This window comes from Rhodococcus sp. IEGM 1306, assembly GCF_036541985.1.
Classification (GTDB): Bacteria; Actinomycetota; Actinomycetes; order Mycobacteriales; family Mycobacteriaceae; genus Rhodococcus_F; species Rhodococcus_F qingshengii.
The window spans coordinates 1-25,736 of the sequence record NZ_JAZHFF010000004.1; the positions used below are offsets into that span (position 1 = coordinate 1).

Here is a 25,736-nt window from a genome sequence, read left to right on the forward strand (position 1 = left end):
CATTCATCTGGACGAAAACCGCCGAGCAGATACTCGCGAAAGCCGACCGTCGAAAAACTTCAAGAACACCGCACTAGGTTCTGTGCCAACTAGGTACAGGTCCATCGTGGTCAACCTCGGAGACAGCTCCCGCTCGCGTCCGAGATCGGTAGCTGCCTCACCGTGGCATGGGACCTGTCAAACACAATCTCCCCTTCCTGGACAGGTAGGGGAGATTGTGTTTGTGACCACCGCACGATCCACGCATCTGCTGATATGCAGGTTTCAGGCAGAGCTGAAACTGTCATTCACATGCGGTCGGCCGATCTTCCTACAAGTCGGGGGCGGTTAGTGGCCCTGCGCCTTCTAATGAGAAGGGGATCGTGGAACCGTTCGCCATCGCCACGATCACATTGACGATAGCAAAGAGAACGCTATTCATTTCAAATTCACCTCCTCTCTCCGTCGAGAGCCCGGCAGCATTCGCTACTGCATACAGGGCAGAGGCCCTGCTATCGAAATTGGGACCTGCAATGTAAGCGGGCGAGCCTGGACCGAATGAGGTGACGTCCTGATATCCGAGGCCATTCGAGGAGTTTTAGTCCACCAACCAAGGTCCACCAAAATTGCCTCCGCCTAAGTTGCCCGGTTTGGGAGTTGCGTGAGAAGCCGTAGCTCCGAACGTCATAACCAGGGAAGACGCTGCAATGCTTGCGAGTAATAAGGTTTCGACTCTGGACACCTACGGCCTTCTATCGAATTGGGGCCAACCTGCCGGTTTTTTAAGATCTTCGGGAAGGTAGCGCGACGCTAATGTGACAGTCCTCCAAACTGGGGTATTTCTTCGAGATTTATCCGGCTCTTCCGGATCCGGAGTGTATGAGTCGATCCACGGATGATCCGAGCAGGCACAAGATGTAGGTTGGTGAGGGTTTTTAATGTGCAGACCGATGGTCGTGCATTGGGACTTACGGTTAGGGCTGTCCGGTACTGAGGAAGAATACGTACTTGATGCTTTTCGAAGGTGATTTTTGACGGACTTGGGTATTTTCACAGTTGTGATTGTGAGAAGACCTGCATTCTTGCGTGAGTTGTGGTCCCCGGTGTCCGGGTGCGCTACGGCAGATCGGTTTTAAAAACTGATAAGCGCGCGGTGCCCGAGCAGAAACAGTTTCCAACCATCGGTTGGTAGTCGCGCTCGAATCACTGATGGACGGCAAACGAACCGAGGTACCGGCGACCATCGGCTTCGAGGTCGACAGCACTCTCCTGACAGTGCGCGCAATGGACACCGATTGAGGCCGGGGCACGACCAGTCGGACGGCATCGATGAACTGCAGAATTCCGAGATCCGGTCCTCTAGCACTTGGTGGCTCGTACCCGTTGAGTAGGGACGACGCTGTGGACGCGCTCGCGACTGTGGAACGCACAGTGATTGCAATCAACGCTTGCGTCTGAAGCCCGCCGCGCGGCGTATTCGCGGCGTCAGCGTGAAAGCAAGAGGGCGTTTCCGTGAACGGAAACGCCCTCCACCTGCGTTGAATCTGTGGAGCCGATGACGGGAATCGAACCCGCGTATTCAGCTTGGGAAGCTGATGTTCTACCATTGAACTACATCGGCGTCGCAGCCGACCGGACGTGTTTTCACCGCCGACCAACATGCTTTCCGAACATTATCAGACGAGCTTTCAAGCAGCCGTGTCCCCGGGCGCCATTGATCAACACAGGCGTGTCCAGGTCGGCGCCATTGGTAAATGATTTGCCCACAAGTTCTGCGCGGGAAAGCCTTTCGGTATGGATGGCTCGAGGTATGTGGGGCAGGGGCACGGCGGGGGAGTCCCGAACTCACCCATCGCGCTTCGTCACCGCAATGTGATCGCCCCCGGCGATGGGTCGGCACTGCTCGCAGAACCGGTAACCTCTACCTGTGCTGCTCTCCGATCGTGACATCCGTGCCGAAATCTCCGTTGGACGTCTGGGTATCGACCCTTTCGACGATTCCATGGTGCAACCGTCGAGCGTCGACGTGCGCCTCGACGGTCTTTTTCGGGTTTTCAACAACACGCGGTACACGCACATCGACCCGGCACTGCGCCAGGACGAGCTGACCAGCCTGGTCGAACCGGCAGAGGGCGAGCCGTTTGTACTGCATCCCGGCGAGTTCGTTCTCGGTTCGACTCTCGAAGTGTGCTCACTGCCGAACGACCTGGCCGGGCGCCTCGAAGGTAAGTCGAGCCTCGGGCGCCTGGGCCTTTTGACGCACTCCACCGCCGGCTTCATCGACCCGGGTTTCAGCGGCCACATCACACTGGAGCTGTCCAACGTCGCAAACCTGCCGATCACGCTGTGGCCGGGAATGAAGATCGGGCAGCTCTGCCTGCTCAAGCTCTCGAGCGCTGCAGAGTTCCCCTACGGAAGCTCCGAGGCAGGATCCAAGTACCAGGGTCAGCGCGGCCCGACTCCGTCGAAGGCGTACCTGAACTTCAACCGCAGCTGAACGAACCAACTTCGGGGGGAGTCGCATGATCGGAATTTTCTACGGTCTGGTTTTCATGAACTTGTTGTTCGTGACCAGCACCGTGTGCTTGATGAAGCCGTCGAAGGCCAGTGTTGTTGCGACCGTCTGCGCAGGAGTGGCGTGGCTCTTCTTCAACGGCCCGCTGGAAGGTCAGGTCTTGTGGTCGTTGAATCGAGAACACGGTCTGACGGTCTCGGATCTGATGTCGCTTGTTGCCTTCGGCATCGCCGCTCGTGGTTGGAATCAGGTCCGTAAGGTCCGCGAAACTGTCGACGCCGATCGCTACTGACCTGCGAGCTCACCTCAATTGAACGCCACGATTCGGACAGAAGTTTCGACCTGGAGCACAACGGTCGGCGAATCGGGCACAATTACTGAGTATGTGGTGGATTGTCGGAGGCGTACTACTCGTATGGGTCGTGTGTTCCATTCCGATTGCCATCCTGGTCGGACGCGGTATCGCGCGCCGGGACCGCGCAGAATTCGACGGCCGAAATCAACAGTGGGCCGACGAGGTTGTCAGGTCCATAGAGAAGCAATCGGATCAGGACAATGCCGATCGGCGTAAGCCACCACTGATCAGCTGACCAGCTGGACTTTCCGGAGGTGAGTGGGCGTGGAACTTCCATCCGATACTCCCGACGACGTCGTGGCCGCAGCCGCCGGGGGACCCAGGATTCCGCAGTTCGATCCCACAGTCGGGATTCCGGTAGTTCCGTCTGCGGGAGATGCTCCACACCGGTTGGTGGTCATCGGAGACTCGCTGTCGCAGGGATTTCAGAGCGGGGCGGTCTTCAATACCGAGCTGTCGTATCCGTCGATCATTGCTCACCAGTTGGGCTGGCTCGATCAGTTCCGCTTTCCCCGATACGGCGGCCCGGGCGGGCTCCCACTCAACATCGAACTGCTGCTCCGCACCCTCGAAGAGCGCTTCGGCCCACGGCTCGACCTCTGGGAGGTTCCGCTCGCACTCTTTGCTGCACGCGGGTTCATGGACCAGGTGGAGGACTACTGGGAACGCGGACCGGGCAGCGAAGCGCCGACGTTCTCGGCGATCAACCACAACCTTTCGGTCTACGGGTGGGACCTTCGTGATGCTCTGACCAAGACCGCGCAGGGGTGTGAAGCGGCCCTTCACCAACCACACGACGACCTGATCAGCCAGATCGTCGAGAACAACGGCGAGCGTGCCGCACTGAGAGTTCTGCCGCGAGGCTCCGAGGCAGAGAAGCGCATGACGGCGTTCGACGCAGCAGCGGAGCTGGGCAAGGAAGGCATCGAAACTCTGATCGTCTTCCTCGGTGCCAACAATGCGCTCCGCACCGTCACCGAACTTCGGGTCGAGTGGAGTGGCAACAACTTCCGCGACCCGGATGGTAAGCGCGATTACACGGTGTGGCAGCCGGAGCACTTCGCGTCGGAGTACGCCGAGGTGCTGGCTGCGATCCGCAAGATCAACGCCCAGCACGTCATTCTTTGCACGGTCCCGCATGTGACCATCGCGCCGATCGCCCACGGGCTCGGCGGCAAGATCGAAATCGGATCACGATATTTCCCGTATTACGCGCGACCATGGGTGCGCGACACCGACTTCGACCCTCAGCGCGATCAACACATCACCGGCGCGCAGGCGTGGGCCGTCGATACCGCAATCGACATGTACAACGACGGAATCGAGCAAGCCGTGGCGAATGCCCGTCGGGTGGGGAAGGACTGGTACCTCTGCGATATTGCCGGGTTGCTCGAGCGCGTGGCTTCACGGCGCTACGTCACCGATGTCAATGCGCGGCCGTCATGGTGGACGCCGTACCCCCTCCCCAAGGCACTGACCGATCTGCAACCCGTGCCGGACTCACTGTTCCTCTCCGCAGACGGTCGCGGTGGCCGCGCATCGGGCGGCCTCTTCTCGCTCGACGGCGTTCATCCCACAACAGTCGCGTACGGGGTGATGGCGCAAGAGTTGGCGAACATCATGGTCACAGCCGGGGTCCAGTTCGACCGAGCGCAGGTCGATTTCGACCGACTCGTCCGACGCGACACCTTGGTACGCACGCCGCCGCAGAATCTCGACTCCACTCTGGGCGTCATCGGCTGGGCCGACGAGCATCTCGGCTTTGCCAAACGCGTTTTCGGTCTGTGATTTCAGCTTGCTTTCGACATCGTCGGAGCAACGATGCGTTCCGCGTACTCCCGCAAGAGCGCCACCAGGTCTGCGTCGTTCACGGACAGTCTGCCGGTCGGACCTATCGCAGCCAAAGCTCCGACCACACACCTTTCGACGTCGTGGATCGGGACGGCGACGGCAGAGCGTCCGACACGAATCTCGTCGACCTCACGGGCGGGCTCACCGCGCCGGATCCGCGAGAGTTCGAGTTCCAACGCGTCGCCGTCGGTGATGGTGTGTGCGGTGACCTTTCGCAATGGGGTCTCGGCCAATTCGGGTCGGCCGGCGAGGAGCAGCTTCCCGATAGCTGATGCGTGAACGGCTGTGACCAGTGTTCGTTCACCGCTGAGCTCGTGGTCGGGATCGCGATCCACAAGTCGAATTCTGTTCTCTGCAAACGACGCGAGATAGACGCCGAACCTCAGCTGTTCGCGGAGTTCTTCGAGGAGCACCGAATTGTCGACGGGGGTGGGTTCGGCGGCAGCCCCGGCCAATTCGCGGGTGCGTCGGCCCAGCGCGAAGCCGGAGAGGTCGGCGATCCGAACCAGGTAGCCGTCGGCGACAAGGATGTTGAGCAACCGATACGCGGTGGCAGGTGGGATGTCGGCCAGGGCGGCAATGTCTTTGGCGGTGGCTCCCGATCCGAGCCTGGCTGCCGACTCGAGCAGGGCAAGGGCGCGCTGAACGGCTCGGGGTTCGTGCCCACCGAGATCGCGGGGTCGGCCCACCATCAGCGGGCGCCGGCGGTCGGCTCGCCCACCAGCACGATGTTTCCGGCTGCGTCGGTGGCGAACACCCCAGCTCCGGGTAGTACGTCCTCGGTTTCGGGGCTGTCGAAAGCTCCGACGTGCAGCAGACTTTTGGGGCTTCGGCGTCGCAGGTAGAACTGCCAGAGCGTGCCCGAGGTCAGGATCACGAGCACAGCGATCGGTGCAACGTACGCGTGGTCGATCGTGTTGGCGTAAACGAGGTAACCGAGAACTATCGCACCGGCACCACTTCCACACGACGCGGCTGCGAGAACGCCGGGAGTGTGCTCTCCGATACGCGTCAGGAATACAACCGATGCGATCGCCACCAGTGCATAGGCAACGATGACGGCACCGCGAACCGTTAGTCGAACGTCGTCGAAAATCTCTCCGCGTCCAAGGATGGCAAAGGCTCCGCCGCCCACCAGAACTGTGCAGACGACGGCGGTCAAGGCAAAGTACGGCGTGCGGAAGGCACGGTGAACCGAGGCGAACCGGCGGGGGAGTAGCCGCTCGACGCCGAACGAATAGACCAGGCGTGACGCAGCATTGGACGACGCCATCGACGACGCCAGCCACGAGCACCCCAGACCGACGTTGAGCGCGATCACGACGGCGGGGCTCACACCCGTCGCCGTTCCGTGAAGATAGGCGTTGACCAGAGTGTCACTGCGTCCGGACCAAGCGGCCCAGCCCGCGAAGATGAAGAGCGATCCACAGATGATCGGGGTGAGAAGAACTGTGCGGGTGACGGTTACCAGCGGACGACGAGCTTCGGGGCCGAAGAAGGCCGCGCTCTCGAATCCGGCGAGAGCGAACACGGCAGCCAGGGCGGTGAGCAGTAATCCGTGGCCGGAGCTGGGCGGAACGATCTGTGCCTGTTGGCTTCCGGAACCGCCCAGGACCATGAGCCCGACTATGAACAGCAGTGAACAGCTTTCGACGACGAGGATCGCGAGAGCGGCAAATCTGACACCCCGAACGAGGGCACCGAGAATCAGCATGGCTATCCCCAGATAGAGCGCGATGACGTGAAAAGTCTTGTCCACGTGCACACCCGCGAAGCCGAGCAATGCGATTGCGGCCTGCCCTCCGTGGTAGAGCGTCATCACCGCGCTTCCGACGTATTTGACCAACATGGCGATGCCGGTGGTCAATGCTGCCCGGGTGCCCAGTCCACGAAAGACGAAGCTGTGCAGCCCACCTGATGCTGCCATTCGGCGCGTGAACTGTGAAACGCAGAACGCTATGAGCGTCACCAGCACGGTGGCCGCGATGATCGTGATCATCCCGCTCAACAATCGGCCGTGTGTCAGCATGGTGACGGGCAGAACGACCATCGACACCGCGGGAGCAGTGGTTGCCACCGACTGGGCCAGTACCTCGGCGCCGGAGAGTTGCCGACGGCCCAACGCGCGCAGCGGCGATCGCGCCGGGGGCTGCTTCTCGCGCGTGGTGAAGGACCGCGCGATGGCTTCGGTGAGAGCGGACATGTCGCGTCACGCTAGTCCGGTTCTGTAACGCGGATATTGCGGACATGCTTCCGCTGATCGCACTCGGGTGAGAGAGCCCGATGCGGATGCTCGCAGGTTTCTCACTCGGTCCCCACTGACTGTTTCCTGCGCGTCAAGTTCCGGACCCAACGCTCCTGAAGTCTGTGTTCAACACCAACCACCCGGGTCACCGGGAGCACACTGGGGAGCTCGAATGCCATACACACGTAGATCTTTCATGCGCAGTCTGGGAATCACCGGCGGCGCCGGCCTGGCACTCGGTGCTATGTCGTCCATCGGCCTGGCGCCGGCGGTGGCATCGACGCCGAGGCGATTTCAGGCACCTGCCGCGGGTGACCTGATCGGAAAGGTCAAGGGAAATCACTCCGTCGTGATCCTCGGCGGTGGACCGTCCGGTCTGTGCTCCGCCTACGAACTGCAGAAGGCCGGATACAAGGTCACTGTCCTCGAAGCACGCAACCGGCCGGGTGGTCGGGTGTGGTCGATCCGCAATGGCACCGAAGAAACCGATCTGAACGGTGAGACACAGACCTGTACGTTCTCCGAGGGGCACTTCTACAACCTCGGTGCGACGCGTATTCCGCAAAATCACAACACCATCGACTACTGCCGCGAGCTGGGTGTCGAACTGCAGATGTTCGGAAACCAGAATGCGAACACCTTCGTCAACTACACCGGCAACAAGCCGCTCGCGAATCAGTCGATCACCTACCGAGCAGCCAAGGCCGACACCTACGGATACATGTCCGAGCTGCTGCAGAAGGCTACAAATCAGGGCGCTCTCGACCAGGTCTTGAGCAAGGAAGACAAGGAAGCACTCTCGTCTTTCCTCACCGACTTCGGTGATCTCTCCAGCGACGGCCGCTACGTCGGATCCTCGCGTCGAGGGCACTCCGCGGAGCCGGGCGCCGGCCTCAACTTCGGAACCGAGATCGAACCCTTCGGGATGAGCGATGTCATCCAGGGCGGCATCGGGCGTGCGTTCTCCTTCGAGTTCGGTTACGACCAGGCCATGACGATGATGACCCCCGTCGGCGGCATGGACCGGATCTACTACAAGTTCCAGGACGCGATCGGCATGGACAACATCGAGTTCGGCGCCGAGGTCAGCGGCATGAAGAACGTGCCGGAAGGCGTCAGCGTCGACTACGTCGTCGACGGCAAGACCAAGTCGATCACCGCCGACTACGCGATCTGCACGATCCCACCGCACCTGATCAAGCGGCTGAACAACAACCTGCCCTCCGACATCTTGCTCGCGTTGGATGCAGCCAAGCCGTCGTCGTCGGGCAAGCTCGGTATCGAATACTCGCGTCGGTGGTGGGAGACCGAGGACCGCATCTACGGCGGCGCGTCCAACACCGACCGCGACATCTCCCAGATCATGTTCCCCTACGACCACTACAACTCCGACCGTGGCGTCGTCGTCGCGTATTACAGCTCGGGTAAGCGTCAACAGGCTTTCGAATCGCTCACGCACCGTCAGCGCCTGGCCAAGGCCATCGCCGAAGGCGCAGAGATCCACGGCGACAAATACACTCGCGACATCTCGTCGTCCTTCTCCGGAAGCTGGCGTCGTACCAAGTATTCGGAATCCGCCTGGGCGTCGTGGGCCGGCGCGGGAGATTCCCACGGCGGCATGGCAACTCCCGAGTACACCAAGCTGCTCGAACCCGTCGACCGGATCTACTTCGCCGGCGATCACCTCTCCAATGCCATCGCCTGGCAGCACGGGGCCTTCACGTCCGCGCAGGACGTCGTTACCCATCTGCATCAGCGTGTTGCGCAAACTGCCTGACGTGCTTCATTTTCCATCACATTTCTGGAGGTCACATCATGAAATCTCGCAGCACCAAGGTTCTTGCAGCGGCATTCGCCGCCACCGCGCTACTGGGGTTCGCCACTGCCTGCTCGTCTGACGAGGCGGACGCCGAGACCACATCGAGTTCGTTCGTCTCCACATCGATTCTCGAAGCGGGGCAGGCCAGCCCGATGATCGCTCAGGGTGTCGCGATCGGCGGCGACACCGCGATCTACAAGACCAGCGGCATCGGCCCGTCGGCAGGAAACAAGGCGGCGCCGGAAGGATCGCCGGAGTCGTATATCGACGGTCAGTTCTCCGGCGGTGTTCTACCGGCCGGGGTCACCGTCACCGAGGCGCAGGGCATCAACGTACTCAAGAAGATCCGCGACAACCTCGAAGTACAGGGATTGAGTCTCGAAGACGTCGTGACGATGCGCGTCTTCCTCGACAATGCGCCGGGGTCGGACAAGGCCGACTACGCCGGATGGAATCGTGCGTACCGCCAGTTCTTCGCCAACACCAATCTCGACACCGGTGATACGGAGCTGGTTCCGATGGGCACTGCCGAGCCGATCGCTCCGATCGAGCGCAACAGCGCCCGGCCCACCCGCTTCGCGCTCGAGGTTGCCGGACTGCCGGTTGCCGGTTGGCTCGTCGAGGTAGAGGTCGATGCGGTGTACCCCGAGGGCAAGGAACCCGCCTGATGGGCGCGTTGAGCCCGACCCACTGGGCGATCGTCGCAGTAGTGCTCGTGGTGCTGTTCGGTTCGAAGAAGCTGCCCGACGCGGCCCGCGGCCTCGGCCGGTCGATGCGGATCCTGAAGTCCGAAGTCGGTGAACTGCACTCGGATACGGACCTCGCGTTGGAGAAGCGAGACTGACCCCCGTGCGCGGTTGAGGAGTCCCCACACTCCTCAACCGCGCACAGGGGTTCTAGATCAAACCTTCGGAACGAGCTACCGATGGTGGTGACGGTGGACCTTTCACGAAGACATCGATCAGCACGTCCTCGTCCTGGTACGACGCGAACTGCGCCAACCCCGGCGTCTGGCGCACAGCCGAATGAACGGCGTCACCGTTTTGCGGATACTCCGGTACGACGTGACGCCAATGGGCGCACAGCAGCGTTCCGCCAGGCTCGAGGTGCTCGACGACGTGCAGCATTGCCTCGGTGAGCTTTTCGAAGGTGAGGTAGTAGCCGACCTCGCTGACGACGACGAGGTCGAAGGTCTCGTCGGGCCAGTCGTCACCCAAAGCCCAGAGACGGAATTCGGCGTCACGACCGGCAAGTCGCGCTCGGGCATTCTCGAGTGCGACGGGGACGATGTCGGTGGCGAGAACGCTGTCGCAGCGCTCGGCCAACTTCTCGGTGAGAACCCCGATCGAGCACCCAGGTTCGAACGCGCGGCGGTATCGAGGTTTCGGGAGCATGGCGACACTGAGCGCGTACTTTCGCTGCTCGTACCAGCGGGATTCGAAATCCCATGGGTCGGACTGTGCGGCATACATCTTGGCGAAGTAATCCGCGGGCAGTTCACGATCGCTCATACGAACACCGTCTCGTACGGTCGCAGTAGTCGTTCCATCGCGTGTCGGGGGAGGATGGGCGCATCCGCGGGGTGATCGGAAAGCGGGGCGATCTGTGAAGTGAACTCTTTGGTGGCAGCAGATTTTGCAGCCTGCACGTCGGAGGGCAAGGTCACTCTTCTTGCTCTGTCCCACGGGACTGCCGCATGATCCGGCGCGGCCCAATGCCACGCCCAGATGGGGTACTCGATCAATCGTGCTCCAGTATCCGCGCACGCCCTTGCCGCAGCGTCACCGGTGGCTTCATGATCCGGGTGGCCGTCCCCTCGCCACGTCGAGGCGCACCAGGTATCGGCCGAGGAATCACCGAGAATCGAGCTGAGGCGGTCGGTCAACTCTCGCCGGTTCTCGCCGATCTTCCCGTCCGGGATGCTCAATCGAACCGGCGCGGGAATCCCGAGCACACGCGCCGCTCGATCCGACTCGGACCGTCGAAGTTGTTCCATCTCGGGCTGAGTCACCGTCGGTGAGTCGGGATGTGAAGCGCCGCCGTCGGTAACGGACACCACGTGGACATTGATTCCGGAAAGTGTTGCCAGGAGTGCGGTTCCACCCAGGCCGAGGATTTCGTCGTCGGGATGAGGTGCGACGACGATCAATCGCGAGCACCCGCTCAGGTCCAGTTCCGGAAACCTGCGTCCCCACTCCCGCCACGTCGATTCGGGGGTGCCACCGTCGTCGACGGGCTTCTGCGCGAACAGTTTCGAGTTCACCACGGCCGTTTCCCCTTGGCCGCAATCCGGCCCAGTTCTGCGAGATCTTTCTCGGCGTGGCTCTGCCGCAAGTAGACGGTGAGGTCGGCGACGCGGGCGGCATGCTCGGCGTCCATGCAGAGCGGTGCAGCCCCGAGAGCGCGTCCCACCCGATCCAGGGTCTCGGTGGCGGCGCGCTCGACAATTGCCCGCACACGCAGTGCCCGTTGCATGGCCTCGGCATTTTCGTCGAAAGGGTCGGCGTCGATCTCCGCCGCCGCGCCTGCGAGCGCGTTGCGGGCCGCGGCCAACGCCGCGTCGACCGCACCGAGGTGCGCGAGTACATAGGGATCTTCGCTGCTTGCGGCCTTGTCGTACAACGGATCTGCGACGCCACAGGCACCGCCGTACCAGCATGCGGCCACTCCTATCGCGCCGTGCCAGAACCCCGGCCGGCTCAGGTAGTCGCCTGCCGTCCCGACCGGTATTGCCGGAACCATGTCGAAATCGACCGCGCTGGAGTCGCTTTCGGCCATGCCAACGGCCTTCCACGAATCGGGAACGGGATGTACCCCAGGTAGCCCGAGCTCGACCGCGAAGAGCGAGGGGACACCGTCGACCAACGCGGTGATCAGTGCATGCGTGCAGGTGTTGGCGCCCGAACACCACAACTTGCGACCGGTGAGCGTCCAGATTCCCACGTGCTCAGATGCATTCACCACTGGTTCGGGTGGCTCGGCTGCCCACACTCCCCACAGCTGACCCGGTTCGGGATCGGGTCCGTCGAGTTCGGTGAGTATCGCGACTGCATCGGTGTGGGCCTCAGCCATTCGGCCGAGGACCACGTTCTCTCGAGTGAGTTCTGCCAGGGAAGTCCATCGTGCGGCCGTCGCGCCGCCGCCGGGCAACGGCAAGTACAGTCCACCTGCGTCCAGGAGTGTGTGTAGTCGTTTCATCGTGCCAGCTCCGCTTCTTCGTTATCGGCGGTCGTACCACCCAGGTTACGGATATGTCCGGCAAAACCGCCCGGAGTTCGGCCGTCGAGACGTGCAGACGTGGTGACCGCAATGTCTTCGGCCCATGCGATACAGGCACCAGCTTCGCTCAACCGCCGGACGAGATCGACGTCCTCGTCTTCTTCGAGATCGGAGAATCCTCCGACGCTCCAGTACATGTCGGCGCGGACACCGAGGTTGGCACCGTGGACGTGACCGTGTCGACCGTACGGATGCTCGTGATACATACGTTCGTATCGTTCGCGGACGGAGTGTGGATGACCTTCCCAGTCGGCGATGCGCACGGTTCCCGCGACGACATCCGCAGTACGCGCATATTCCAATTGGCGCGCAATCCACGTGGGGCCGACCACCGAATCGGCATCGGTGGTGGTGAACCACGCTGAGGCGCCCAAATCTGAGCCGAACGCGGAGAAGCCCGTCGCTCGCGAACGTCCGACGTTCTGATGCTCGACGCGCAGTACTTCCACTCCGTCGGGGACGACCCCCGCGGTTCCGTCCGAACAGTTGTCGAGGACGGCAACAAGTCGGACGGGGACAATGCAAGCCGATGCCGCTGTTGCGAGTGCGCGAAGGCAGTTGGGAAGGTCTTCGGCTTCATTGTGGGCGGGAACTACGACAAGAACCTGGTCGATTGGCACAGTGACGATCCTTTCCTCACCCTGGTACGGTCGGGTCTTCTTTCGTCCCGGTTCTCAACAGATAACCACATTTCGGACGAGTGCCGCCGCGCGACCGCCAGCAGTTACGCAGGTCGAAAACTGTTTCGGTGAAACATCTCTGGATGTGTTTGGGAACTGCACCTTCGGGGTACAAAATGGGGTTTTGCCGCCGGCGTTCTTTCAGAACCGGCGGTGGCGCACCGAATCGACGAGCATCCGGGCAACCTCGTGCAGTTTCACGTTGGTGTGCTGCGATTGCTGCACGAGACGGCTGAATGCTTCGTCGGCGTCGATACCGTGGACGGCGATCAGGACGCCCTTGGCCTGTTCGATCTCGGCCCGAGATTCCATGGCGCAGTGCAGTTGTTCGATGTGTTCGTGCGCCTGACGCCAGCGTCGTGAATCTGCGATCGCTGCGCCCGCACCGGCGGTGAACAATTTCATCAACTCCTCGTCGAAGGGCTTGAACTCTGTCGACGCGAATCCGTAGACGTTGAAAGCGCCGAGTAGTTCGGTGCTGCCTTCTCCCATGGTGATCGGCACGGACAAGTAGGACCGGACGCCTTGTTTGCGGGCCTCGGCGGTGAATTCCGGCCATGTGTCCTCGTGATCACCCACCTTTGCCCGTACCGACGACACAGTGCGCGCGGCGTCAACGCACGGACCACGATCGGCAGAGTGCTGGGCGTCGTCTATTTCGGAAAGGTAGTCCGCGGTGGATGCGGCAGTTCGTGGGCCATCGGCGGACAGCACCGTCACGCTGACAGCATCGGCATCCGGCAGGGCTTTGACAGCAGTCTCGGCCAGACGTTGGAGCATGGAGTCGAGATGCTCGTCCGTGTTCAGAGTGGACCGGAGTCCGGCGATCGCTTCGGCGAGAGTGTCGAGCGAATCTGCTGCGGAAGCAAACGCCGCGGCTCCCTGTGGAGTGTCCGCATTGCCTGTCATGACTCAGGTCTACTCCGCAAACTGCGACGATGTAACCGTTCCAGGCGGTTGATGCTTCGATGTTGCATGAAATCCGAGGTTCCTGGGTAGCCGCACGCAGCGATGTGCGATGTCGCCTGAAAAAGAGGAGCCGATGATGATCCTGCGTCTACCTGGTGTGTATCCACCGCAACACGACACGTCGTTACTGGCGGATGCGCTGCTGTTCGAGCACCTCACCGCTCGCAGTCGGGTGCTGGATCTGTGCACGGGGACCGGCGCCCTTGCCGTCGCGGCATCCGCGGCCGGCGCAGGTCACGTCGTCGCGGTCGACATATCTCGCCGAGCGTGTGCCAACGCTCGTCTCAACGGGATCCTCAACGGAACCTTGATCGACTCCCGTCGTGGGGACCTCACCGGCGCGGTGCACGGGGAACTCTTCGATCTGGTGATCTCCAACCCGCCGTACGTCCCTGCGCTTGCAGATGATCTCCCTACCGCTGGAATCGAACGGGCTTGGGACGCAGGCAAGGACGGTCGTGCCCTGATCGACAGGATCGCGGCCACGGTTCACGAAGTGCTCGTCCCCGGCGGCACACTTCTTCTCCTGCAGTCGGTACTGTGTGGGGTCGACAAGACCGAGGCCATACTCGAGGAACACGGTATGGCCGTGGAGATTTCGGCCCGGAAGTACATTCCCTTCGGGCCCGTGATGCGCGAGCGGCGCACCATGCTGGAGGCGCGAGGGCTGATCACCACAGGTCAGGAAATCGAACAACTCGTGATCATTCGCGCAACGAAGTCTCGCCCTTCTCCCAGCTCGATGTGAGGTGATCGCCGAGAAGGTCGTCGAACGCGAGGCACGCTGCGGCGCCGAACAAGATGTCATCAGTGCGGTGCGGCTGCGAAGAAGCAAGACCGCCGGCAAGTTCGCGAACGGCGATCTGTTCGTGAACCGAATCTGCTTCCACGTGCTCGTCGTAGAACAGTGTCGCGTCCGAACCGAATCCGAGTCGGCGCAGTCCGGCACTGTAGCGCTTGCTCGGCAGCGCCGACGTGGTCTCGACGGCGCACAGGTGCCCGACCAGCGTTCCGAGATGTCGACGATGAAAACCGAAGAGCGAGAGAGCATTCAACGACGCCAAGGTGACCGCGGGAACAGCATCGATGTAATGGCCGTAGCGGTCCGAAAGACCGACAGCCCGCATGGTGTCGGCAAAAAGACGCGAATGCATACGCTCGGCGCGGCCGCCTCCGTACTCGTCGCTCTGCACTTCGACGAGTGCCGCCTTGACGGCACCGGAGAGCCGCGAAATTCCGAGGGTGTGCACATCCGCTTCACGGAGCTGATTGAGCGAACGGTGAATCAGCACCTCCGCGAACTGATCGACCGTGGCGTCCTTCGCCATGAAGGACGCAAGGCCGGGGCCGGCGCTGGGAGCGGTCATCGCCCACAGGTCGGCCACCACGTCGCCGGAGGACGGAACCTCTCCCACAAGTTCCGCGATGCCGGACTCGAAGCGCGCTTCGAGCCGAGAGCGCACGGCGAGCAGATCCGGATTCCACTCCCACTCGTCCGAGACGTTCTCGATTCCCTGCAAATGAAGCTCGTAGAGGAGCGTCAGGGTCAACTGAGCGTCGTCGTCTCGAAGAATGTCGTAGGTGGGGTCGATGGACCGTGCATCCTCGTAGGCGTCGGTGGCAGCCGTAAGCTCCCTCGGATCGGCCGAGGAGCGCAGAATGGAAACAAGAGTGGCGCTCAGTGGGCCGCGCGCCTGTGGAACAGGCATGGAAGTGGGCACGCCAGTGGCCGAATCGAGAAGTGAAGAGGACATATGACCGCGTTTCCCGAATCGTCATCTGCCGAAACACCGAGTGTTCCTGGTAACAAGACCACCATAACCGCCTGCTCGGACGGCCCGCTGCTGGTGCGTGGTGACTTCGAGTTGCTCCGTGACGACGGCACTCCGATCGAGAACAAGCGCTCCACGGTTGCTTTGTGTCGATGCGGACGAACCGGTATCGCGCCGTTCTGCGACAGCTCACACAAGAAGAAGCGAGCGCGAGCGACCTAGCCGGTACCGGACCCGGAGTCCAGGAAGGCCAGGAAGACCCGAAAACCAAGAAAAGGCTGGATGCCGGCACCATGCGGTGCAGCGTCCAGCCTTTTCAGTCTGAAGTCAGACTGGGATCGAACTCAGATGGCGCGAACGTTCTGAGCCTGGGGGCCCTTCTGGCCCTGTCCGATCTCGAACTCGACCTTCTGGCCCTCGTCGAGGGACTTGTAGCCGCTGCCCTGGATCTCCGAGTAGTGAACGAACACATCCGGTCCGCCACCTTCCTGCTCGATGAATCCGAAGCCCTTTTCACCGTTGAACCACTTGACACTGCCCTGAGCCATAACCAAATTCTCCTGGATCCATCGAGCCGAGCCCTCCCATCGAGAGTCCGGTCTCACACCTGATCCTGCCATGCTCTTCTTTTTCTGTCTCCAATTACATGCATGGCGAGTTGCAGTATTTGACGGCTTTGTCCCGTTCCGGGACCGCGTCGGAAGCAGGTGATTGTTCAACTATGCGCGTTTACCTGCTGTGATGTATTCGTCGCTTCGATGCAGCGCGAAATGACAACACTTGTGTTAAATCTGGATTCGCGGCGCAGAATGCCACCCCGATACCCAGGAGGGGACCAAATACCCAACTCGATCGGGGTCGAGATCAGTCCGAATCGTCGGGTTTGGTGCGCCCGTCGAACGTCACATGGATGTTCTCGTGAGGAACCGCGCGTTGCGCCTTTGCTTGATCGGCGAAGGTGCGCCGATCGCCTTCGATGAGCTCGGTGTTGTCGGTGAACGGAGCCAACAACGCCCGCGGATGGAGTTTGTCGACTCGCACGACGTTGATTTCCGCGCACATGACGATCGAGGCGGCAGCGAGGAACAAGAAGGCCAACAAACCCAGAACGATGGCGAAGACGCCATTGGTGGTGGAGGCGCCTCGCACCACGGATGTCACGTAAAGGGCACCGAAGGACTGAAGTGCTTGCCAGAGAACAGCAGCGGCGATCGCTCCGGGTGCCACATCGGCCACCGAGAGCGGGCGGGCGCAGGTGAGCCGGAAAGCGACGATGAAGATGCCCGCGTTCAATACGACTACCGCAAGGGTCAGCAGGAAGCTGAACGAACCGCCCAGATGAAGCGCACCGCCGATGTTGGAGACAGCGGTGGTCCCCACGATCGCGAGACCGATCGTGCCGAGAAGCAGTAACCCTTGAAGACGACCGCGGATGGGATCCGGTCGCATGTTTCGGGGCACCGACCACACCGTGTTCATTGCATTCTGGCAAGCCAGAGCGACGCCGAGGCCACCGTAGAGACCACCGACGATTCCGATCACCAGCCCTGTGACACCGCCGCCGATCTGTTGCGCATTGCCCAGGTCGTCACCGATTACCGGAAACTGATGCAGCGCGGAGTCCAAGATCTGTTGCTGAAGCTCGGGGTTGCCCGAGAGCACGAAGCCGAGAATGGTCGAGAGCAACAGAAGAAGAGGAAAGAGCGAGACGAAACCGTAGTAAGCGATCAGCGCGGCGAGATAAACACCTTGATCGTCGAGGAACTTGTAGAGGACCGCTATCGGGAACCCCAGTGCCGGATGCTTCTGTTGCAAGGCATCGAGGCGCTTGGCGATTGTCATTCTCGGTCTCTCTCAGCTCGTCGGACAGCCCGACGAACCTTAGTCGCTGCGAGCGTGCGGCGCTCGACGCCGGTGCAGGCGTGGCGTCAGGAGGCTTCGAGCGACTGCTCGGCTTCGTCGAGTGCGCGCATGGCTCCCTCGACAGAGTTGGTGACCGGAAATTCCTCTTCTGCCCGTGCGGCCCGGAGCAAGCGTCGAAGCGGGTGTGACCCGATGACGGACCACTGGAAATCGTGGGCTCGCGAACGGGAGTTCAGTTCGGCGAACAGTTCGAGGCAGACCGCACCGACGAACAGTGAATTGGACAGGTCGAGAACGACGCGCGACCACTCCGCTGCGTACGAGTCGAGAAGTTCTCGTAGTTCTGGCGCGGACAGTTTGTCGAGGTCGACGTCGACCTGGATCAGGACTGTCGAGGGTGTTATCCGCCAGGCTGCGAAGCCTTGTGTGTCCACGATCGGCCCCAATTGTGTTGAGGGATCGACGAAATCGATCGGTGCATGGTCGAGATCATTCAGATTCATGGCAGATCCGGTCTGTGTGCTTTCATCGAAAGGCTGACGACCGACCTGACGGCACGGAAAGTGAAAGAGTCCAGGTGTGGAAAGCATCGAGCCCAATGGATGTATGCAGGAAAATGTGACCTGATCCAGAGCCTTGATGCGAACCGAGCGCCAGCGGCTTCAGCCCCGGCTGTATTCTCAACCTCGGTACCGCTCAGTGTAGCTCGAGGGCTTGGATCGGTCCAGGCTTGTAGTCGAACATAAAGCGGTGCAATGTTTTTGGACAGACACTTCGGTATGGTGGGGGATCAGCGTCACCTGACGAAGGGATTCAGATGAACGACCGCGATGCACTCACGGCCATCTCGACCAAGCTGGACACATTGATCGGCGCGCAGACCAACGGACTGAGGGACGAAGTTCCGCCCGGTTCCAGTGTTCAGCGCGCCGAGGAGGACGGCGAGCACGGTCGTTGGGGGCACGATTATCGCCTCGCCAACAAGTATCTCGAGGCTCTCGACATCGGCCAGCCCGGCCTCATCGATCGAGATGAGATGGAACGTCTTGCACAGGAATACATTTGATCCGCGAGACGTACCTTCAGAAGATTTCACCCATCTCGGTCCGTAGCTGCTTCAGAGTCTGAGTGAGGATTCTCGATACATGCATCTGAGAGATGCCGACCTTGTCGGCGATCTGGGATTGGGTGAGATGTCCGAAGAATCTGAGAACGACGATCGTGCGCTCGCGCTCCGGTAGTGCCAGGAGCGCGGGCCGCAGGGTTTCGTGATTGTCGATCCGACTGATCGCTTCGTCGTACTGTCCCAAAGTATCGATCAGGGTCAGTCCGCTCCCGTCGCCGGCGGACGCCGTGTCGAGCGGGGTCGTTCGATACGAATTTCCGGCGGTCAACCCCTGTTCGACCTCGTCCGGCTCTATGTCGAGCTCCTTGGCGAGTTCCGCGACTGTCGGTGCACGGCCGAGCGTCTGCGACAACGACGTGAGCGCCCGGTTGAGGGCAAGGTGTCGTTCCTGAAGGCTGCGAGGCACGCGCACGGACCAGCCGTGATCGCGAAAGTGCTTGCGTACCTCACCCATTACGGTGGGGACTGCGAACGACAGGAAATCTGACCCTTTGTCTACGTCGAATCGCTGCACAGCCTGTACCAAACCCACGCGCGCAACTTGTTCCAAGTCCTCGAAAGGCTGGCCGCGCCCCTGGTAGCGGCGAGCGACGTGGGTGGCCAGTGGTAGGCACAGTTCGATGATCGAGTTGGTGATCTTTTCTCGGGTCGGATCGTCAGGCGGAAGCGAAGCCATCGAGACGAACAGTTCGACAGCTAGTTCGTACTGGTCCTTCTTGTCCGGTGGGACAGCGGTCACGCACGCTCCTGGAGCAAGCCCTTTTCAAGCGTCATCGTCAGGGTGATGTGACCGTCCGCGTCGATTTCCGATTGCTCCAAACGGACCGAGTCGACCAGTGCTTCGAGAACGAACCATCCGAAGCTGTGGGACTTGTCGGGTATTTCGGAGTGCGCAATCACCGATACGACGATCCGAAGAGTGCGACCGTAGGTCTCGAATCGGCAGGTCAAGTCGCTGGACGGTATCGCATGGCCGATGAGGATGCTCGCGACTTCGTCCATCGCCAGAGCAAGATCGGCTGTTCCGTCGACATCCAACCCGGTGTTGTTGGCAACAGTGCGAGTGATCCCGCGCAGAGTCGGCAGTTGGGAGTAGGACGCTCGGACGCGGAGCGAGGCGATGGAGTCGTGAGTAAGTTCGGCTTCGGTCGGACTCGACAGAGGGATCAAGGGGCTTCCTGTAGGTAGATGTGGCGTAATTCCGGCGGACCGAGGCAAGGAACGGTACCGGCCATGCGTGCCAGCCATCTCTACCCCGGAAGTATTCATGGCCTTCGATTACCCTTCGCGCGGCGAAGTAATCCTCTTTACTCGAACTAGAGGATGAATTGTGAGACACATCACCTGTGGTGCGCTCGTACCGATTCCCATCTTTCATTTGTGACCCGCTCGGGTACGTCCGTTTCATGGGCACTCAGGCGGACAGGCAGATCCCCGTACACACACGACCGGAAGGCGTCACGGACGACGAGGTGAAGGCAGCGGGGGTGTTGTCGAACGCCCTCGAAACGGTGGAGCGGGCGCGCGGCGCTCTGTACGACTTCCATCAGCTGATCGGACATGCGGATCTCATGCTCGACGAGGTCGTCGAGTTACTGCGATCCAGCGGTAACGACGAGCTGGCCGATCAGATCGAGGGCGAGTTGATGGGCCGGAACGTGGTCGAAGGGCGCTGGACCTTCCAGCTCGTCGAAGAGTTCGACGAGAACTACTGGTCCTTCTTTCGCGAATGCGAGCAGGTGGTGCGTGACAAGCTGGCCGGTGGAGTATCGCACCTCTTCGAAGCCGAGATGAAGGAGCGACGCCGCACGCACGGTTTGCGACACCACGAGGCCAGACCTTGAGGTTGCTACCTATTCCGGTGAGCTCGCCGCGGCACTGATCAGTGGTTCAGTTCGACTTTTACGCAACGATTCTCGTTCGGTCGCCGTCATGCCGCCCCAAATGCCGTGGGGTTCCCCGGTCTGGATGGCGTGCACGAGGCATCTCTGCACGACAGGACATCTGGCGCACACCAGCTTCGCCGAACTCTCGCGCTTCGCTCGCCTGGAGCCGCGCTCGTTCGTGTCGTCGTAGAACAGGGCGGGATCGGTGTCGCGGCAGGTGCCGGACAGCTGCCAATCCCACTCGTCGGCAAGGGGCCTGGGAGATGTGTAGGAGCGCATGAACATGGACGTTCCCTTCGCTGCGTGACGAACTCGACTCGGATCGAGGATCCAGGTCGGGTGTTGAGGCAAAGCTCGGTCCCGCCGGCCTGAACCGGCGGGACCTTCGAGGCTCCTCCCTCGCGGGGAAGATTTCGGGGGTACCTCTGGTCGGTCATTACCCAGCCGTACAACTTTTGAATCCCGGTCGTCAGGAATTCTTTTGATCCACGGCACGTCTTTCTGCTGCGGCGACAAGACCACCGGCGATGTCGCGCACCTTGACGTTCCATTCCTGCGACATCTGAACCAGAAAGTCGAAGGCGTGGTCGGCAGAGCACTCGCGCTCTGCCATCAGTAATCCCTTGGCCTGCTCGATCACTGGCCGAGAGTCCAAAGCTCTTCTCAGTTCGTCGTTCTCCGCGCGAAGGCGGGCAAGTACGTCTGACGCCGAACTGGACTGCTGAGCCCGCGGTCGTAGAACCTCGTACACACGATGAAGCACTCCGATAACCCTGCCGTCATCATCGGCGACAGAGGAATTGACCGTATTCCAATAGCGCGTGACAAACAGCCCGCTGCCTCGCTCGTCGCGCACATCGTAACGCTGAGTCGGCAGTGCGTCCCGAGTTCTGGAGTGCATCGTGCGCTCGAATGACGCTGTCAACGAGAAGATTCCGTCGGCAAACGAGTCGTCGGGATTGTCGGGGAAGGCTTCGAACACTTCCACTCCGTGTAACTGATCGAGGCTGCGGCCGGATACGGCAAGGTACTCGTCGTTTGCGCCCTGGATGCGAAAATCGCTGTCCACGAGCAGAAGAGAAGAAGTGCTTGCCGCAAAGCGATCGCTACGAACGATCGAGCGGAGAGTGCTCGAACTCATGATTGTGTCGTTTCTGTCCTGTCTTCGACGGCTGCGGCCCCTGATATTTCAGAAGTAGTTGATCGCGAGAACTCCAAGAGCGGTGCCTGCCACGATCGATCCGAACAACAAACGCTGCTGCAACACGAACATCTGATACTCGCGACGTGTCTGTGCCGACGTGCCGCGCGAGTCCGCAGACATGCTCTTGCCCTTTCCTGTTGTGGGGGGTGCGATTTCGGCCGACCCCCGATCGGCCGAAATCGCGGACGGTGCATCAGCTCTGGCGTGCCTCATTTGCGGCATCCTGCTCGGTGGACGCGCCTTCGTGTACGAGGCTGCCACCCGAGTTCTCGAGGTGAGCACGAACGAACCACTGGAACTTTTCCAACTGTGCCGTCTGGCCGATCAACATGTCTTCGGTGATCGGATCGATTTTGCCGACGCTGTCAATTGCTGTGCGACTGTCGGTGATGACCCCGGTGTAGACGAGGTCGAGCGCAGCGAGGTGCGCGCGGGCGTCGTCTCGGCCGACGGAGTAGTCGTCCCACGTGCGGTCCCGCTCGATCGCTCCCGCGGTGCCCTTGGGCGAGTTACCCAGTGCCGCGATACGTTCGGCCACATCGTCGGCGTAGCCGCGGACCAACTCCACCTGGGGGTCGATCATCTCGTGGACGCCGATGAAGTTGGGGCCCACGACGTTCCAGTGAACGTGCTTGAGCGTGAGGTGAAGATCGTTGTAGGCGCTGAGGCGTTTCTGCAGAATATCGGCGACGGACGAACCGTCTGCGCTGCTCAGTCCCGGTACGGTGAACTCGGACATATGTTTTCCTCTCGTCGTGATGGGGATCGCCCGCAAACGGGGCGATCTCGCGCCATCGTCAATCGGATCGCGTGTCGGACAGGTTCAGTGCGCGAGTGCTACCGGCTCCTCTGTCACCGGGTCGCCGTACATCATCGCGATTCGGCGCTTGACCTCTTCGGTTGTCAAAGTCGCGCTTGCGACAGTGAATCCGATGCCGGTGTTGCTCTCGCCCTGTGCGGGCGGGATGTCGATCGTCGTCATCTTGCTCCCGGTGAAGAGTGTGCCGTGAGGGAGTCGGCTGAACCACCGACTCCGACGTCTGGGTGTTCTGCACCATCGAGCTCCGGTTATGGCGCTTTCAGGTGCTACAAAATCTATATCAGCCGATGTAGATAATTGGCAAGGCTGCTTCGGCTCGGTGGCGAAGGGGAGCTAGCTCTGCGATCTCGTTGAAATGGGACTTGAGCTGCATTTACATGCATTTCTGGCACTCCAATTTTTGCCGTCAGTGGCCCTGGACACGCTTGAATCTATGTTCCCCGCGTCAGATTCACTGCGTGATGATGCTAAGGTCGGATAACGCCGATTGAGACAGCCGACACCGAACTAGGAGGTTCCAGTGACGTCGGAATCCCAGACCCGGGCGCTGCGCGGCGTATACGGGATCTCAGTGATGTCAGAGCTGTCCGGGGTAGGACCTCAGACGCTGCGCCTTTACGAGCGAAGGGGTCTACTCACCCCTACCCGCACGGACGGTGGTACGCGTCGGTACAGCGAGGCCGACCTGGATACGCTCGGACGCATCACCGCGCTGATCGACGATGGGGTCAATCTTGTCGGAATTCGTCTGATTCTGTCCCTGGAGGCAGAGAATGCAGTCTTAGCGGCTCGAATCAGCCAGTTGACCGCCGAGAACGACTAGTGACGCCCGCGGGAGACGATGCTGTTCAGGATGGAGTTTCGGTGCGGGTAGGGTCGCCGAAGTCCGCGTCGGCGGAGATCTTGTTGCCCGCCGCTTCGATCTGTTCGAACGCGGCGTCCAGAGCATCGACCAACCATTGGTGCGACGCCTCCGCGAGAAGGCGATCCGCAGTGTCGGTGTTCTCGGATTGGAAGAACCGCACCAGCCACGATTCCCCGTTGTCGGGTCGATCGGAGAGTCCGGCCGCGGTGTTTGTCGCCAGCAGGTAACGGTTGTACTCGAGATCGACACGAATGGCGTACTCGCCGAACAGATTCACCACGTTGGCCGGCCGATGAGTAGCGGCAGCGAGCGCGATGAGTGCGTCGTTGTAGGTCTCGGAGTACTTCATCGTGAGGGGCATGGTCGGCCTGTCTTTCTGGGCCGATGCAGCATTGCACGGCTATGTCGAGGAGATCAGTTCGCAGCCGCTGCTTGACGATGAACTGAAACCAATCCTAGCTCGAGTCTCCGAGTGCCCTTGAAGCAAGCCCGCGAGGGTCAGTTGTTGCGCGCAAAGTCCGACTCACGCTCCGTGACGAACTGATCGTCCGGAAGCGGTCCGGGTGGGGCAAGCGCGGTCAGGAACGACTCGGCCCACTGATGCACATCGTGCGTCATGACCTGCCGATGTAGCGCAGCCATCCGGCGACGGCCCTCTTTCGGATCCTGATGAACCGCGGTCAGAATCGTATTCTTCACGCCGTCCAAATCGTGCGGGTTGACCAGATACGACTGTCGTAATTCCATTGCAGCGCCGGTGAACTCGCTGAGAACGAGAGCGCCTCCCAGGTCGCTTCGGCAGGCTACGTACTCCTTGGCCACCAGATTCATCCCGTCGCGCATCGGCGTCACGAGCATGACGTCGGCAGCGACGAACAACGCGATCAGTTCTTCACGGTCGACCGGTTGATACAGGTAGTGAACTACGGGGCGGCCGATCTGACTGTGGTCGCCGTTGATGCGGCCCACCTGTTCCTCGATGACACTGCGAAGGTCGATATAGTGTTGCACGCGTTCACGACTGGGCGTCGCGAGCTGCACCATCGTGTACTTCTCCGGATCCAAACGGCCCTCGTCGAGGAGTTCCTTGAGGGCTTGCAACCGTAGATCGATGCCCTTGGTGTAGTCCAGGCGGTCGACTCCCAGCAGGATTTTCTCGGGATTTCCGAGCTCTTCCTTCAATTCGCGTGCGCGGCGCAGGACCGATTCGCTCTTCGACTGCCGCTCGAGCTCGGCCGAATCGACGGAGATCGGAAAGGCTCCCACCTTGACGACGCGAGAATCGAAATCCACATGCCCGAGCGCACTTCGAACACCGACGCCTGCGGTCGTTGTCTTGAGGCCGAGTAGTTTGCGGGCCAAGAACAGGAAATTGTTTGCGCCACCAGGTAAGTGGAAGCCGATCAGATCGGCGCCCAGCATGCCCTTGACGATCTCCTTGCGCCACGGAAGCTGCATGAAGAGCTCGACAGGAGGAAACGGAATGTGAAGAAAGAACCCGATCGTCAGGTCCGGGCGCAGCTCGCGCAACATTGCCGGCACGAGTTGCAATTGATAGTCCTGCACCCAGACGGTGGCTCCGTCCGCAGCGCAACGGGCGGTTTCCTCGGCGAACCGCTGGTTGACCGCGACGTACGTGTGCCACCACGACCGTTCGAACGTCGGAGCCACCAGAACGTCGTGGTAGAGCGGCCACAACGTGTCGTTGGAGAATCCCTCGTAGTACTCGGCGAGGTCCTGGGAGGTGAGCTCGACGGGAAACAGGCGAAGGCCGTCAATCACTATCGGATCGACCTTCTCGTCCGCGACCCCCGGCCAGCCGACCCAAGCGCCATCTCGCTGTCGCAGGATGGGTTCGAGCGCAGTGACGAGTCCACCCGGACTTCGCTTCCAGTTCTTGCCTCCGTCTTCGTCGGTTTCGAGATCGACGGGCAGTCGGTTTGCGACGACGACGAATTCGGAGAGCTTTTCGAGATCGGTACTCACGCCGACATCGGCTCCGCCAGGGTCTCGTCCAGGACGGGCGTCGAGGACAGGTACGTGACCGCCTCGGCTGTCGAATCGGTGAACACGATGTCGGCGTCCATTTTCAGAAGAGAGAGCGGGCGCCTGACGGGGTGCGCTGCGACGAGCGTCCAAGGTACGCCGAGCCTTCGTGCCTTGGCCGACAGAGTCTCGATGATGGAAAGACCTCCGACGGAGATGAACTGGACGTCTGAGCAGTCGAGTACGAACGGGTGACGCTCACCGATCAGGTCGTCGACGCAAGCAGCGAAATCAGCTCGGGACCGGACGTCGATCTCACCGCTGACCACGAGCGACTGAATGTTTTCCGCACACGTCGTGGTGAATGTGGGGGGACTGTCCGTACGCTCATCTGTAGTTCTCGAAAACTCGTTCATCGAAACTCCTGACGGATTGCTCGAAACGGTTCGTTCGAACGGTCTGGTTCGAAACGGTTTCGTTCGAAACCGGGAAACGGCACGGGAAGCAACGCACGAACCGTGC

Annotated in this window: 34 protein-coding genes and 1 tRNA gene; 12 read left to right on the top strand and 23 right to left on the bottom strand. The window is 61.1% G+C overall.

Translation table 11 applies throughout. The features are described from left to right. Nucleotides 1-1,526: 1,526 nt before the first annotated feature. Nucleotides 1,527-1,600: transfer RNA gene (locus V3587_RS12465), tRNA-Gly, on the bottom strand. 306 nt (nt 1,601-1,906) lie between these two features. Here V3587_RS12465 and dcd point away from each other — a divergent pair. From dcd to V3587_RS12480, 3 genes are all read left to right on the top strand, one after another. After that, on the top strand, nt 1,907-2,476 hold the full coding sequence (gene dcd, locus V3587_RS12470) for a dCTP deaminase (RefSeq protein ID WP_019747488.1): 570 nt from the start codon (nt 1,907-1,909) through the stop codon (nt 2,474-2,476). 25 nt (nt 2,477-2,501) lie between these two features. Further along, nucleotides 2,502-2,786, top strand: a complete 285-nt coding sequence (locus V3587_RS12475) for a hypothetical protein (protein WP_019747487.1) — start codon at nt 2,502-2,504, stop codon at nt 2,784-2,786. 91 nt (nt 2,787-2,877) lie between these two features. Then, nucleotides 2,878-3,084 (top strand): hypothetical protein, encoded by a 207-nt coding sequence (locus V3587_RS12480; protein ID WP_019747486.1) that lies wholly within the window; start codon nt 2,878-2,880, stop codon nt 3,082-3,084. Here V3587_RS12480 and V3587_RS30695 read toward each other — a convergent pair. Continuing rightward, nucleotides 3,042-3,989, bottom strand: coding sequence for a DUF3322 domain-containing protein (locus V3587_RS30695; protein WP_411742229.1), 948 nt, complete (start codon nt 3,987-3,989; stop codon nt 3,042-3,044). The genes V3587_RS12480 and V3587_RS30695 overlap by 43 nt on opposite strands. Between V3587_RS30695 and V3587_RS30700 the strand changes: the two genes are divergently transcribed. Next, complete coding sequence (locus tag V3587_RS30700; protein WP_411742230.1) at nt 3,990-4,637, top strand: hypothetical protein; 648 nt, start codon at nt 3,990-3,992, stop codon at nt 4,635-4,637. A gap of 2 nt (nt 4,638-4,639) precedes the next feature. Here V3587_RS30700 and V3587_RS12490 read toward each other — a convergent pair whose 3' ends face one another. Continuing rightward, the gene (locus tag V3587_RS12490; protein ID WP_214881731.1) at nt 4,640-5,392 is read right to left on the bottom strand and encodes an IclR family transcriptional regulator; all 753 of its coding nucleotides are present in this window, start codon (nt 5,390-5,392) and stop codon (nt 4,640-4,642) included. Then, nucleotides 5,392-6,903 (bottom strand): APC family permease, encoded by a 1,512-nt coding sequence (locus V3587_RS12495; RefSeq protein ID WP_283376875.1) that lies wholly within the window; start codon nt 6,901-6,903, stop codon nt 5,392-5,394. The genes V3587_RS12490 and V3587_RS12495 overlap by 1 nt, the downstream gene beginning before the upstream one ends. Before the next feature lie 238 nt (nt 6,904-7,141). Between V3587_RS12495 and V3587_RS12500 the strand changes: the two genes are divergently transcribed. From V3587_RS12500 to tatA, 3 genes are read left to right on the top strand one after another with little or no spacing between them, the layout of a single operon-like run. Then, the gene (locus tag V3587_RS12500; RefSeq protein WP_200318085.1) at nt 7,142-8,722 is read left to right on the top strand and encodes a flavin monoamine oxidase family protein; all 1,581 of its coding nucleotides are present in this window, start codon (nt 7,142-7,144) and stop codon (nt 8,720-8,722) included. A 38-nt stretch (nt 8,723-8,760) separates the two neighbouring features. Further along, nucleotides 8,761-9,432, top strand: coding sequence for a Rid family hydrolase (locus V3587_RS12505; RefSeq protein WP_283376874.1), 672 nt, complete (start codon nt 8,761-8,763; stop codon nt 9,430-9,432). Beyond that, nucleotides 9,432-9,608: a Sec-independent protein translocase subunit TatA gene (gene tatA / locus V3587_RS12510; RefSeq protein ID WP_050655684.1), complete on the top strand. Its 177-nt coding sequence runs from the start codon at nt 9,432-9,434 to the stop codon at nt 9,606-9,608. The genes V3587_RS12505 and tatA overlap by 1 nt, the downstream gene beginning before the upstream one ends. Before the next feature lie 52 nt (nt 9,609-9,660). On the opposite strand, the gene V3587_RS12515 is transcribed toward tatA, so the two are convergent. The 5 genes from V3587_RS12515 to V3587_RS12535 all read right to left on the bottom strand — a co-directional run bounded on the left by V3587_RS12515 (nt 9,661) and on the right by V3587_RS12535 (nt 13,632). Further along, nucleotides 9,661-10,275 (bottom strand): class I SAM-dependent DNA methyltransferase, encoded by a 615-nt coding sequence (locus V3587_RS12515; protein WP_283376873.1) that lies wholly within the window; start codon nt 10,273-10,275, stop codon nt 9,661-9,663. Continuing rightward, nucleotides 10,272-11,030: a PIG-L deacetylase family protein gene (locus tag V3587_RS12520; protein ID WP_283376872.1), complete on the bottom strand. Its 759-nt coding sequence runs from the start codon at nt 11,028-11,030 to the stop codon at nt 10,272-10,274. The genes V3587_RS12515 and V3587_RS12520 overlap by 4 nt, the downstream gene beginning before the upstream one ends. Then, a complete protein-coding gene (locus V3587_RS12525) occupies nt 11,024-11,962 on the bottom strand; it encodes an acyl-CoA dehydrogenase (RefSeq protein WP_166812233.1) in 939 nt (312 codons plus the stop codon). The genes V3587_RS12520 and V3587_RS12525 overlap by 7 nt, the downstream gene beginning before the upstream one ends. After that, nucleotides 11,959-12,663, bottom strand: a complete 705-nt coding sequence (locus V3587_RS12530; protein WP_283376871.1) for a glycosyltransferase — start codon at nt 12,661-12,663, stop codon at nt 11,959-11,961. The genes V3587_RS12525 and V3587_RS12530 overlap by 4 nt, the downstream gene beginning before the upstream one ends. Before the next feature lie 201 nt (nt 12,664-12,864). Then, the gene (locus tag V3587_RS12535) at nt 12,865-13,632 is read right to left on the bottom strand and encodes a GAF and ANTAR domain-containing protein (protein WP_124567385.1); all 768 of its coding nucleotides are present in this window, start codon (nt 13,630-13,632) and stop codon (nt 12,865-12,867) included. 109 nt (nt 13,633-13,741) lie between these two features. Between V3587_RS12535 and V3587_RS12540 the strand changes: the two genes are divergently transcribed. Next, nucleotides 13,742-14,440 carry a HemK2/MTQ2 family protein methyltransferase gene (locus V3587_RS12540; RefSeq protein WP_200314352.1) on the top strand — a complete coding sequence of 233 codons (699 nt, stop codon included), beginning with the start codon at nt 13,742-13,744 and terminating at the stop codon, nt 14,438-14,440. Here the strand turns inward: V3587_RS12540 and V3587_RS12545 are convergent. Then, nucleotides 14,397-15,446: an iron-containing redox enzyme family protein gene (locus tag V3587_RS12545; protein ID WP_095971896.1), complete on the bottom strand. Its 1,050-nt coding sequence runs from the start codon at nt 15,444-15,446 to the stop codon at nt 14,397-14,399. The two genes, V3587_RS12540 and V3587_RS12545, sit on opposite strands and share 44 nt — an antisense overlap. Between V3587_RS12545 and V3587_RS12550 the strand changes: the two genes are divergently transcribed. After that, the gene (locus tag V3587_RS12550; protein WP_166812229.1) at nt 15,447-15,686 is read left to right on the top strand and encodes a CDGSH iron-sulfur domain-containing protein; all 240 of its coding nucleotides are present in this window, start codon (nt 15,447-15,449) and stop codon (nt 15,684-15,686) included. Between the two features lie 122 nt (nt 15,687-15,808). Here V3587_RS12550 and V3587_RS12555 read toward each other — a convergent pair whose 3' ends face one another. The 3 genes from V3587_RS12555 to V3587_RS12565 form a co-directional block, all read right to left on the bottom strand. Then, nucleotides 15,809-16,012 (bottom strand): cold-shock protein, encoded by a 204-nt coding sequence (locus V3587_RS12555; RefSeq protein ID WP_003943666.1) that lies wholly within the window; start codon nt 16,010-16,012, stop codon nt 15,809-15,811. A 316-nt stretch (nt 16,013-16,328) separates the two neighbouring features. Then, nucleotides 16,329-17,306, bottom strand: a complete 978-nt coding sequence (locus V3587_RS12560) for a YihY/virulence factor BrkB family protein (protein WP_095971898.1) — start codon at nt 17,304-17,306, stop codon at nt 16,329-16,331. A gap of 86 nt (nt 17,307-17,392) precedes the next feature. Next, entirely contained in the window at nt 17,393-17,830 is a 438-nt protein-coding gene (locus V3587_RS12565) for an STAS domain-containing protein (RefSeq protein WP_200314350.1), read from the bottom strand. A 314-nt stretch (nt 17,831-18,144) separates the two neighbouring features. Between V3587_RS12565 and V3587_RS12570 the strand changes: the two genes are divergently transcribed. Next, nucleotides 18,145-18,393: a modification methylase HgiDII gene (locus V3587_RS12570; RefSeq protein ID WP_200314349.1), complete on the top strand. Its 249-nt coding sequence runs from the start codon at nt 18,145-18,147 to the stop codon at nt 18,391-18,393. Between the two features lie 16 nt (nt 18,394-18,409). Here the strand turns inward: V3587_RS12570 and V3587_RS12575 are convergent, their stop codons facing one another. Next, on the bottom strand, nt 18,410-19,192 hold the full coding sequence (locus tag V3587_RS12575; protein ID WP_095971901.1) for a SigB/SigF/SigG family RNA polymerase sigma factor: 783 nt from the start codon (nt 19,190-19,192) through the stop codon (nt 18,410-18,412). Then, the gene (locus V3587_RS12580) at nt 19,189-19,623 is read right to left on the bottom strand and encodes an ATP-binding protein (protein WP_019747468.1); all 435 of its coding nucleotides are present in this window, start codon (nt 19,621-19,623) and stop codon (nt 19,189-19,191) included. Before V3587_RS12580 ends, V3587_RS12575 begins: the two co-directional genes overlap by 4 nt. Before the next feature lie 236 nt (nt 19,624-19,859). Between V3587_RS12580 and V3587_RS12585 the strand changes: the two genes are divergently transcribed. Then, complete coding sequence (locus V3587_RS12585; RefSeq protein ID WP_200314347.1) at nt 19,860-20,297, top strand: hypothetical protein; 438 nt, start codon at nt 19,860-19,862, stop codon at nt 20,295-20,297. A gap of 9 nt (nt 20,298-20,306) precedes the next feature. Here the strand turns inward: V3587_RS12585 and V3587_RS12590 are convergent, their stop codons facing one another. From V3587_RS12590 to V3587_RS12610, 5 genes are all read right to left on the bottom strand, one after another. Next, entirely contained in the window at nt 20,307-20,624 is a 318-nt protein-coding gene (locus V3587_RS12590) for a WhiB family transcriptional regulator (RefSeq protein ID WP_095971959.1), read from the bottom strand. Between the two features lie 184 nt (nt 20,625-20,808). Further along, nucleotides 20,809-21,480 carry an ANTAR domain-containing protein gene (locus V3587_RS12595; protein ID WP_283376870.1) on the bottom strand — a complete coding sequence of 224 codons (672 nt, stop codon included), beginning with the start codon at nt 21,478-21,480 and terminating at the stop codon, nt 20,809-20,811. Nucleotides 21,481-21,528: 48 nt separating this feature from the next. Beyond that, on the bottom strand, nt 21,529-21,663 hold the full coding sequence (locus V3587_RS12600) for a hypothetical protein (RefSeq protein ID WP_020968725.1): 135 nt from the start codon (nt 21,661-21,663) through the stop codon (nt 21,529-21,531). 73 nt (nt 21,664-21,736) lie between these two features. Beyond that, nucleotides 21,737-22,282: a Dps family protein gene (locus V3587_RS12605; protein ID WP_283376869.1), complete on the bottom strand. Its 546-nt coding sequence runs from the start codon at nt 22,280-22,282 to the stop codon at nt 21,737-21,739. 84 nt (nt 22,283-22,366) lie between these two features. Continuing rightward, nucleotides 22,367-22,525: a hypothetical protein gene (locus tag V3587_RS12610; protein WP_283376868.1), complete on the bottom strand. Its 159-nt coding sequence runs from the start codon at nt 22,523-22,525 to the stop codon at nt 22,367-22,369. A gap of 358 nt (nt 22,526-22,883) precedes the next feature. On the opposite strand from V3587_RS12610, the gene V3587_RS12615 reads away from it, so the two are divergent. Beyond that, nucleotides 22,884-23,186, top strand: coding sequence for a MerR family transcriptional regulator (locus V3587_RS12615; RefSeq protein ID WP_124567380.1), 303 nt, complete (start codon nt 22,884-22,886; stop codon nt 23,184-23,186). Between the two features lie 25 nt (nt 23,187-23,211). On the opposite strand, the gene V3587_RS12620 is transcribed toward V3587_RS12615, so the two are convergent. The 3 genes from V3587_RS12620 to V3587_RS12630 form a co-directional block, all read right to left on the bottom strand. Beyond that, entirely contained in the window at nt 23,212-23,589 is a 378-nt protein-coding gene (locus V3587_RS12620) for a hypothetical protein (RefSeq protein ID WP_095971906.1), read from the bottom strand. Between the two features lie 137 nt (nt 23,590-23,726). Next, the gene (locus tag V3587_RS12625; RefSeq protein ID WP_235171493.1) at nt 23,727-25,214 is read right to left on the bottom strand and encodes an alpha,alpha-trehalose-phosphate synthase (UDP-forming); all 1,488 of its coding nucleotides are present in this window, start codon (nt 25,212-25,214) and stop codon (nt 23,727-23,729) included. Beyond that, the gene (locus tag V3587_RS12630) at nt 25,211-25,630 is read right to left on the bottom strand and encodes an STAS domain-containing protein (protein WP_095971908.1); all 420 of its coding nucleotides are present in this window, start codon (nt 25,628-25,630) and stop codon (nt 25,211-25,213) included. The genes V3587_RS12625 and V3587_RS12630 overlap by 4 nt, the downstream gene beginning before the upstream one ends. Nucleotides 25,631-25,736: the final 106 nt, after the last annotated feature.

Excerpts from the sequence above, each read along its gene's own strand:
- V3587_RS12475 (WP_019747487.1), top strand. The coding sequence starts at position 2,502 with ATGATCGGAATTTTCTACGGTCTGGTTTTCATGAACTTGTTGTTCGTG.
- V3587_RS12480 (WP_019747486.1), top strand. The coding sequence starts at position 2,878 with ATGTGGTGGATTGTCGGAGGCGTACTACTCGTATGGGTCGTGTGTTCC.
- V3587_RS30695 (WP_411742229.1), bottom strand. The coding sequence starts at position 3,989 with ATGCGGGACCGTGCAAAGAATGACGTGCTGGGCGTTGATCTTGCGGAT.
- V3587_RS12490 (WP_214881731.1), bottom strand. The coding sequence starts at position 5,392 with ATGGTGGGCCGACCCCGCGATCTCGGTGGGCACGAACCCCGAGCCGTT.
- V3587_RS12495 (WP_283376875.1), bottom strand. The coding sequence starts at position 6,903 with ATGTCCGCTCTCACCGAAGCCATCGCGCGGTCCTTCACCACGCGCGAG.
- V3587_RS12500 (WP_200318085.1), top strand. The coding sequence starts at position 7,142 with ATGCGCAGTCTGGGAATCACCGGCGGCGCCGGCCTGGCACTCGGTGCT.
- V3587_RS12505 (WP_283376874.1), top strand. The coding sequence starts at position 8,761 with ATGAAATCTCGCAGCACCAAGGTTCTTGCAGCGGCATTCGCCGCCACC.
- tatA (WP_050655684.1), top strand. The coding sequence starts at position 9,432 with ATGGGCGCGTTGAGCCCGACCCACTGGGCGATCGTCGCAGTAGTGCTC.
- V3587_RS12515 (WP_283376873.1), bottom strand. The coding sequence starts at position 10,275 with ATGAGCGATCGTGAACTGCCCGCGGATTACTTCGCCAAGATGTATGCC.
- V3587_RS12525 (WP_166812233.1), bottom strand. The coding sequence starts at position 11,962 with ATGAAACGACTACACACACTCCTGGACGCAGGTGGACTGTACTTGCCG.
- V3587_RS12535 (WP_124567385.1), bottom strand. The coding sequence starts at position 13,632 with ATGACAGGCAATGCGGACACTCCACAGGGAGCCGCGGCGTTTGCTTCC.
- V3587_RS12540 (WP_200314352.1), top strand. The coding sequence starts at position 13,742 with ATGTCGCCTGAAAAAGAGGAGCCGATGATGATCCTGCGTCTACCTGGT.
- V3587_RS12545 (WP_095971896.1), bottom strand. The coding sequence starts at position 15,446 with ATGTCCTCTTCACTTCTCGATTCGGCCACTGGCGTGCCCACTTCCATG.
- V3587_RS12550 (WP_166812229.1), top strand. The coding sequence starts at position 15,447 with ATGACCGCGTTTCCCGAATCGTCATCTGCCGAAACACCGAGTGTTCCT.
- V3587_RS12555 (WP_003943666.1), bottom strand. The coding sequence starts at position 16,012 with ATGGCTCAGGGCAGTGTCAAGTGGTTCAACGGTGAAAAGGGCTTCGGA.
- V3587_RS12560 (WP_095971898.1), bottom strand. The coding sequence starts at position 17,306 with ATGACAATCGCCAAGCGCCTCGATGCCTTGCAACAGAAGCATCCGGCA.
- V3587_RS12565 (WP_200314350.1), bottom strand. The coding sequence starts at position 17,830 with ATGAATCTGAATGATCTCGACCATGCACCGATCGATTTCGTCGATCCC.
- V3587_RS12570 (WP_200314349.1), top strand. The coding sequence starts at position 18,145 with ATGAACGACCGCGATGCACTCACGGCCATCTCGACCAAGCTGGACACA.
- V3587_RS12585 (WP_200314347.1), top strand. The coding sequence starts at position 19,860 with ATGGGCACTCAGGCGGACAGGCAGATCCCCGTACACACACGACCGGAA.
- V3587_RS12590 (WP_095971959.1), bottom strand. The coding sequence starts at position 20,624 with ATGTTCATGCGCTCCTACACATCTCCCAGGCCCCTTGCCGACGAGTGG.
- V3587_RS12595 (WP_283376870.1), bottom strand. The coding sequence starts at position 21,480 with ATGAGTTCGAGCACTCTCCGCTCGATCGTTCGTAGCGATCGCTTTGCG.
- V3587_RS12600 (WP_020968725.1), bottom strand. The coding sequence starts at position 21,663 with ATGTCTGCGGACTCGCGCGGCACGTCGGCACAGACACGTCGCGAGTAT.
- V3587_RS12605 (WP_283376869.1), bottom strand. The coding sequence starts at position 22,282 with ATGTCCGAGTTCACCGTACCGGGACTGAGCAGCGCAGACGGTTCGTCC.
- V3587_RS12610 (WP_283376868.1), bottom strand. The coding sequence starts at position 22,525 with ATGACGACGATCGACATCCCGCCCGCACAGGGCGAGAGCAACACCGGC.
- V3587_RS12620 (WP_095971906.1), bottom strand. The coding sequence starts at position 23,589 with ATGCCCCTCACGATGAAGTACTCCGAGACCTACAACGACGCACTCATC.
- V3587_RS12630 (WP_095971908.1), bottom strand. The coding sequence starts at position 25,630 with ATGAACGAGTTTTCGAGAACTACAGATGAGCGTACGGACAGTCCCCCC.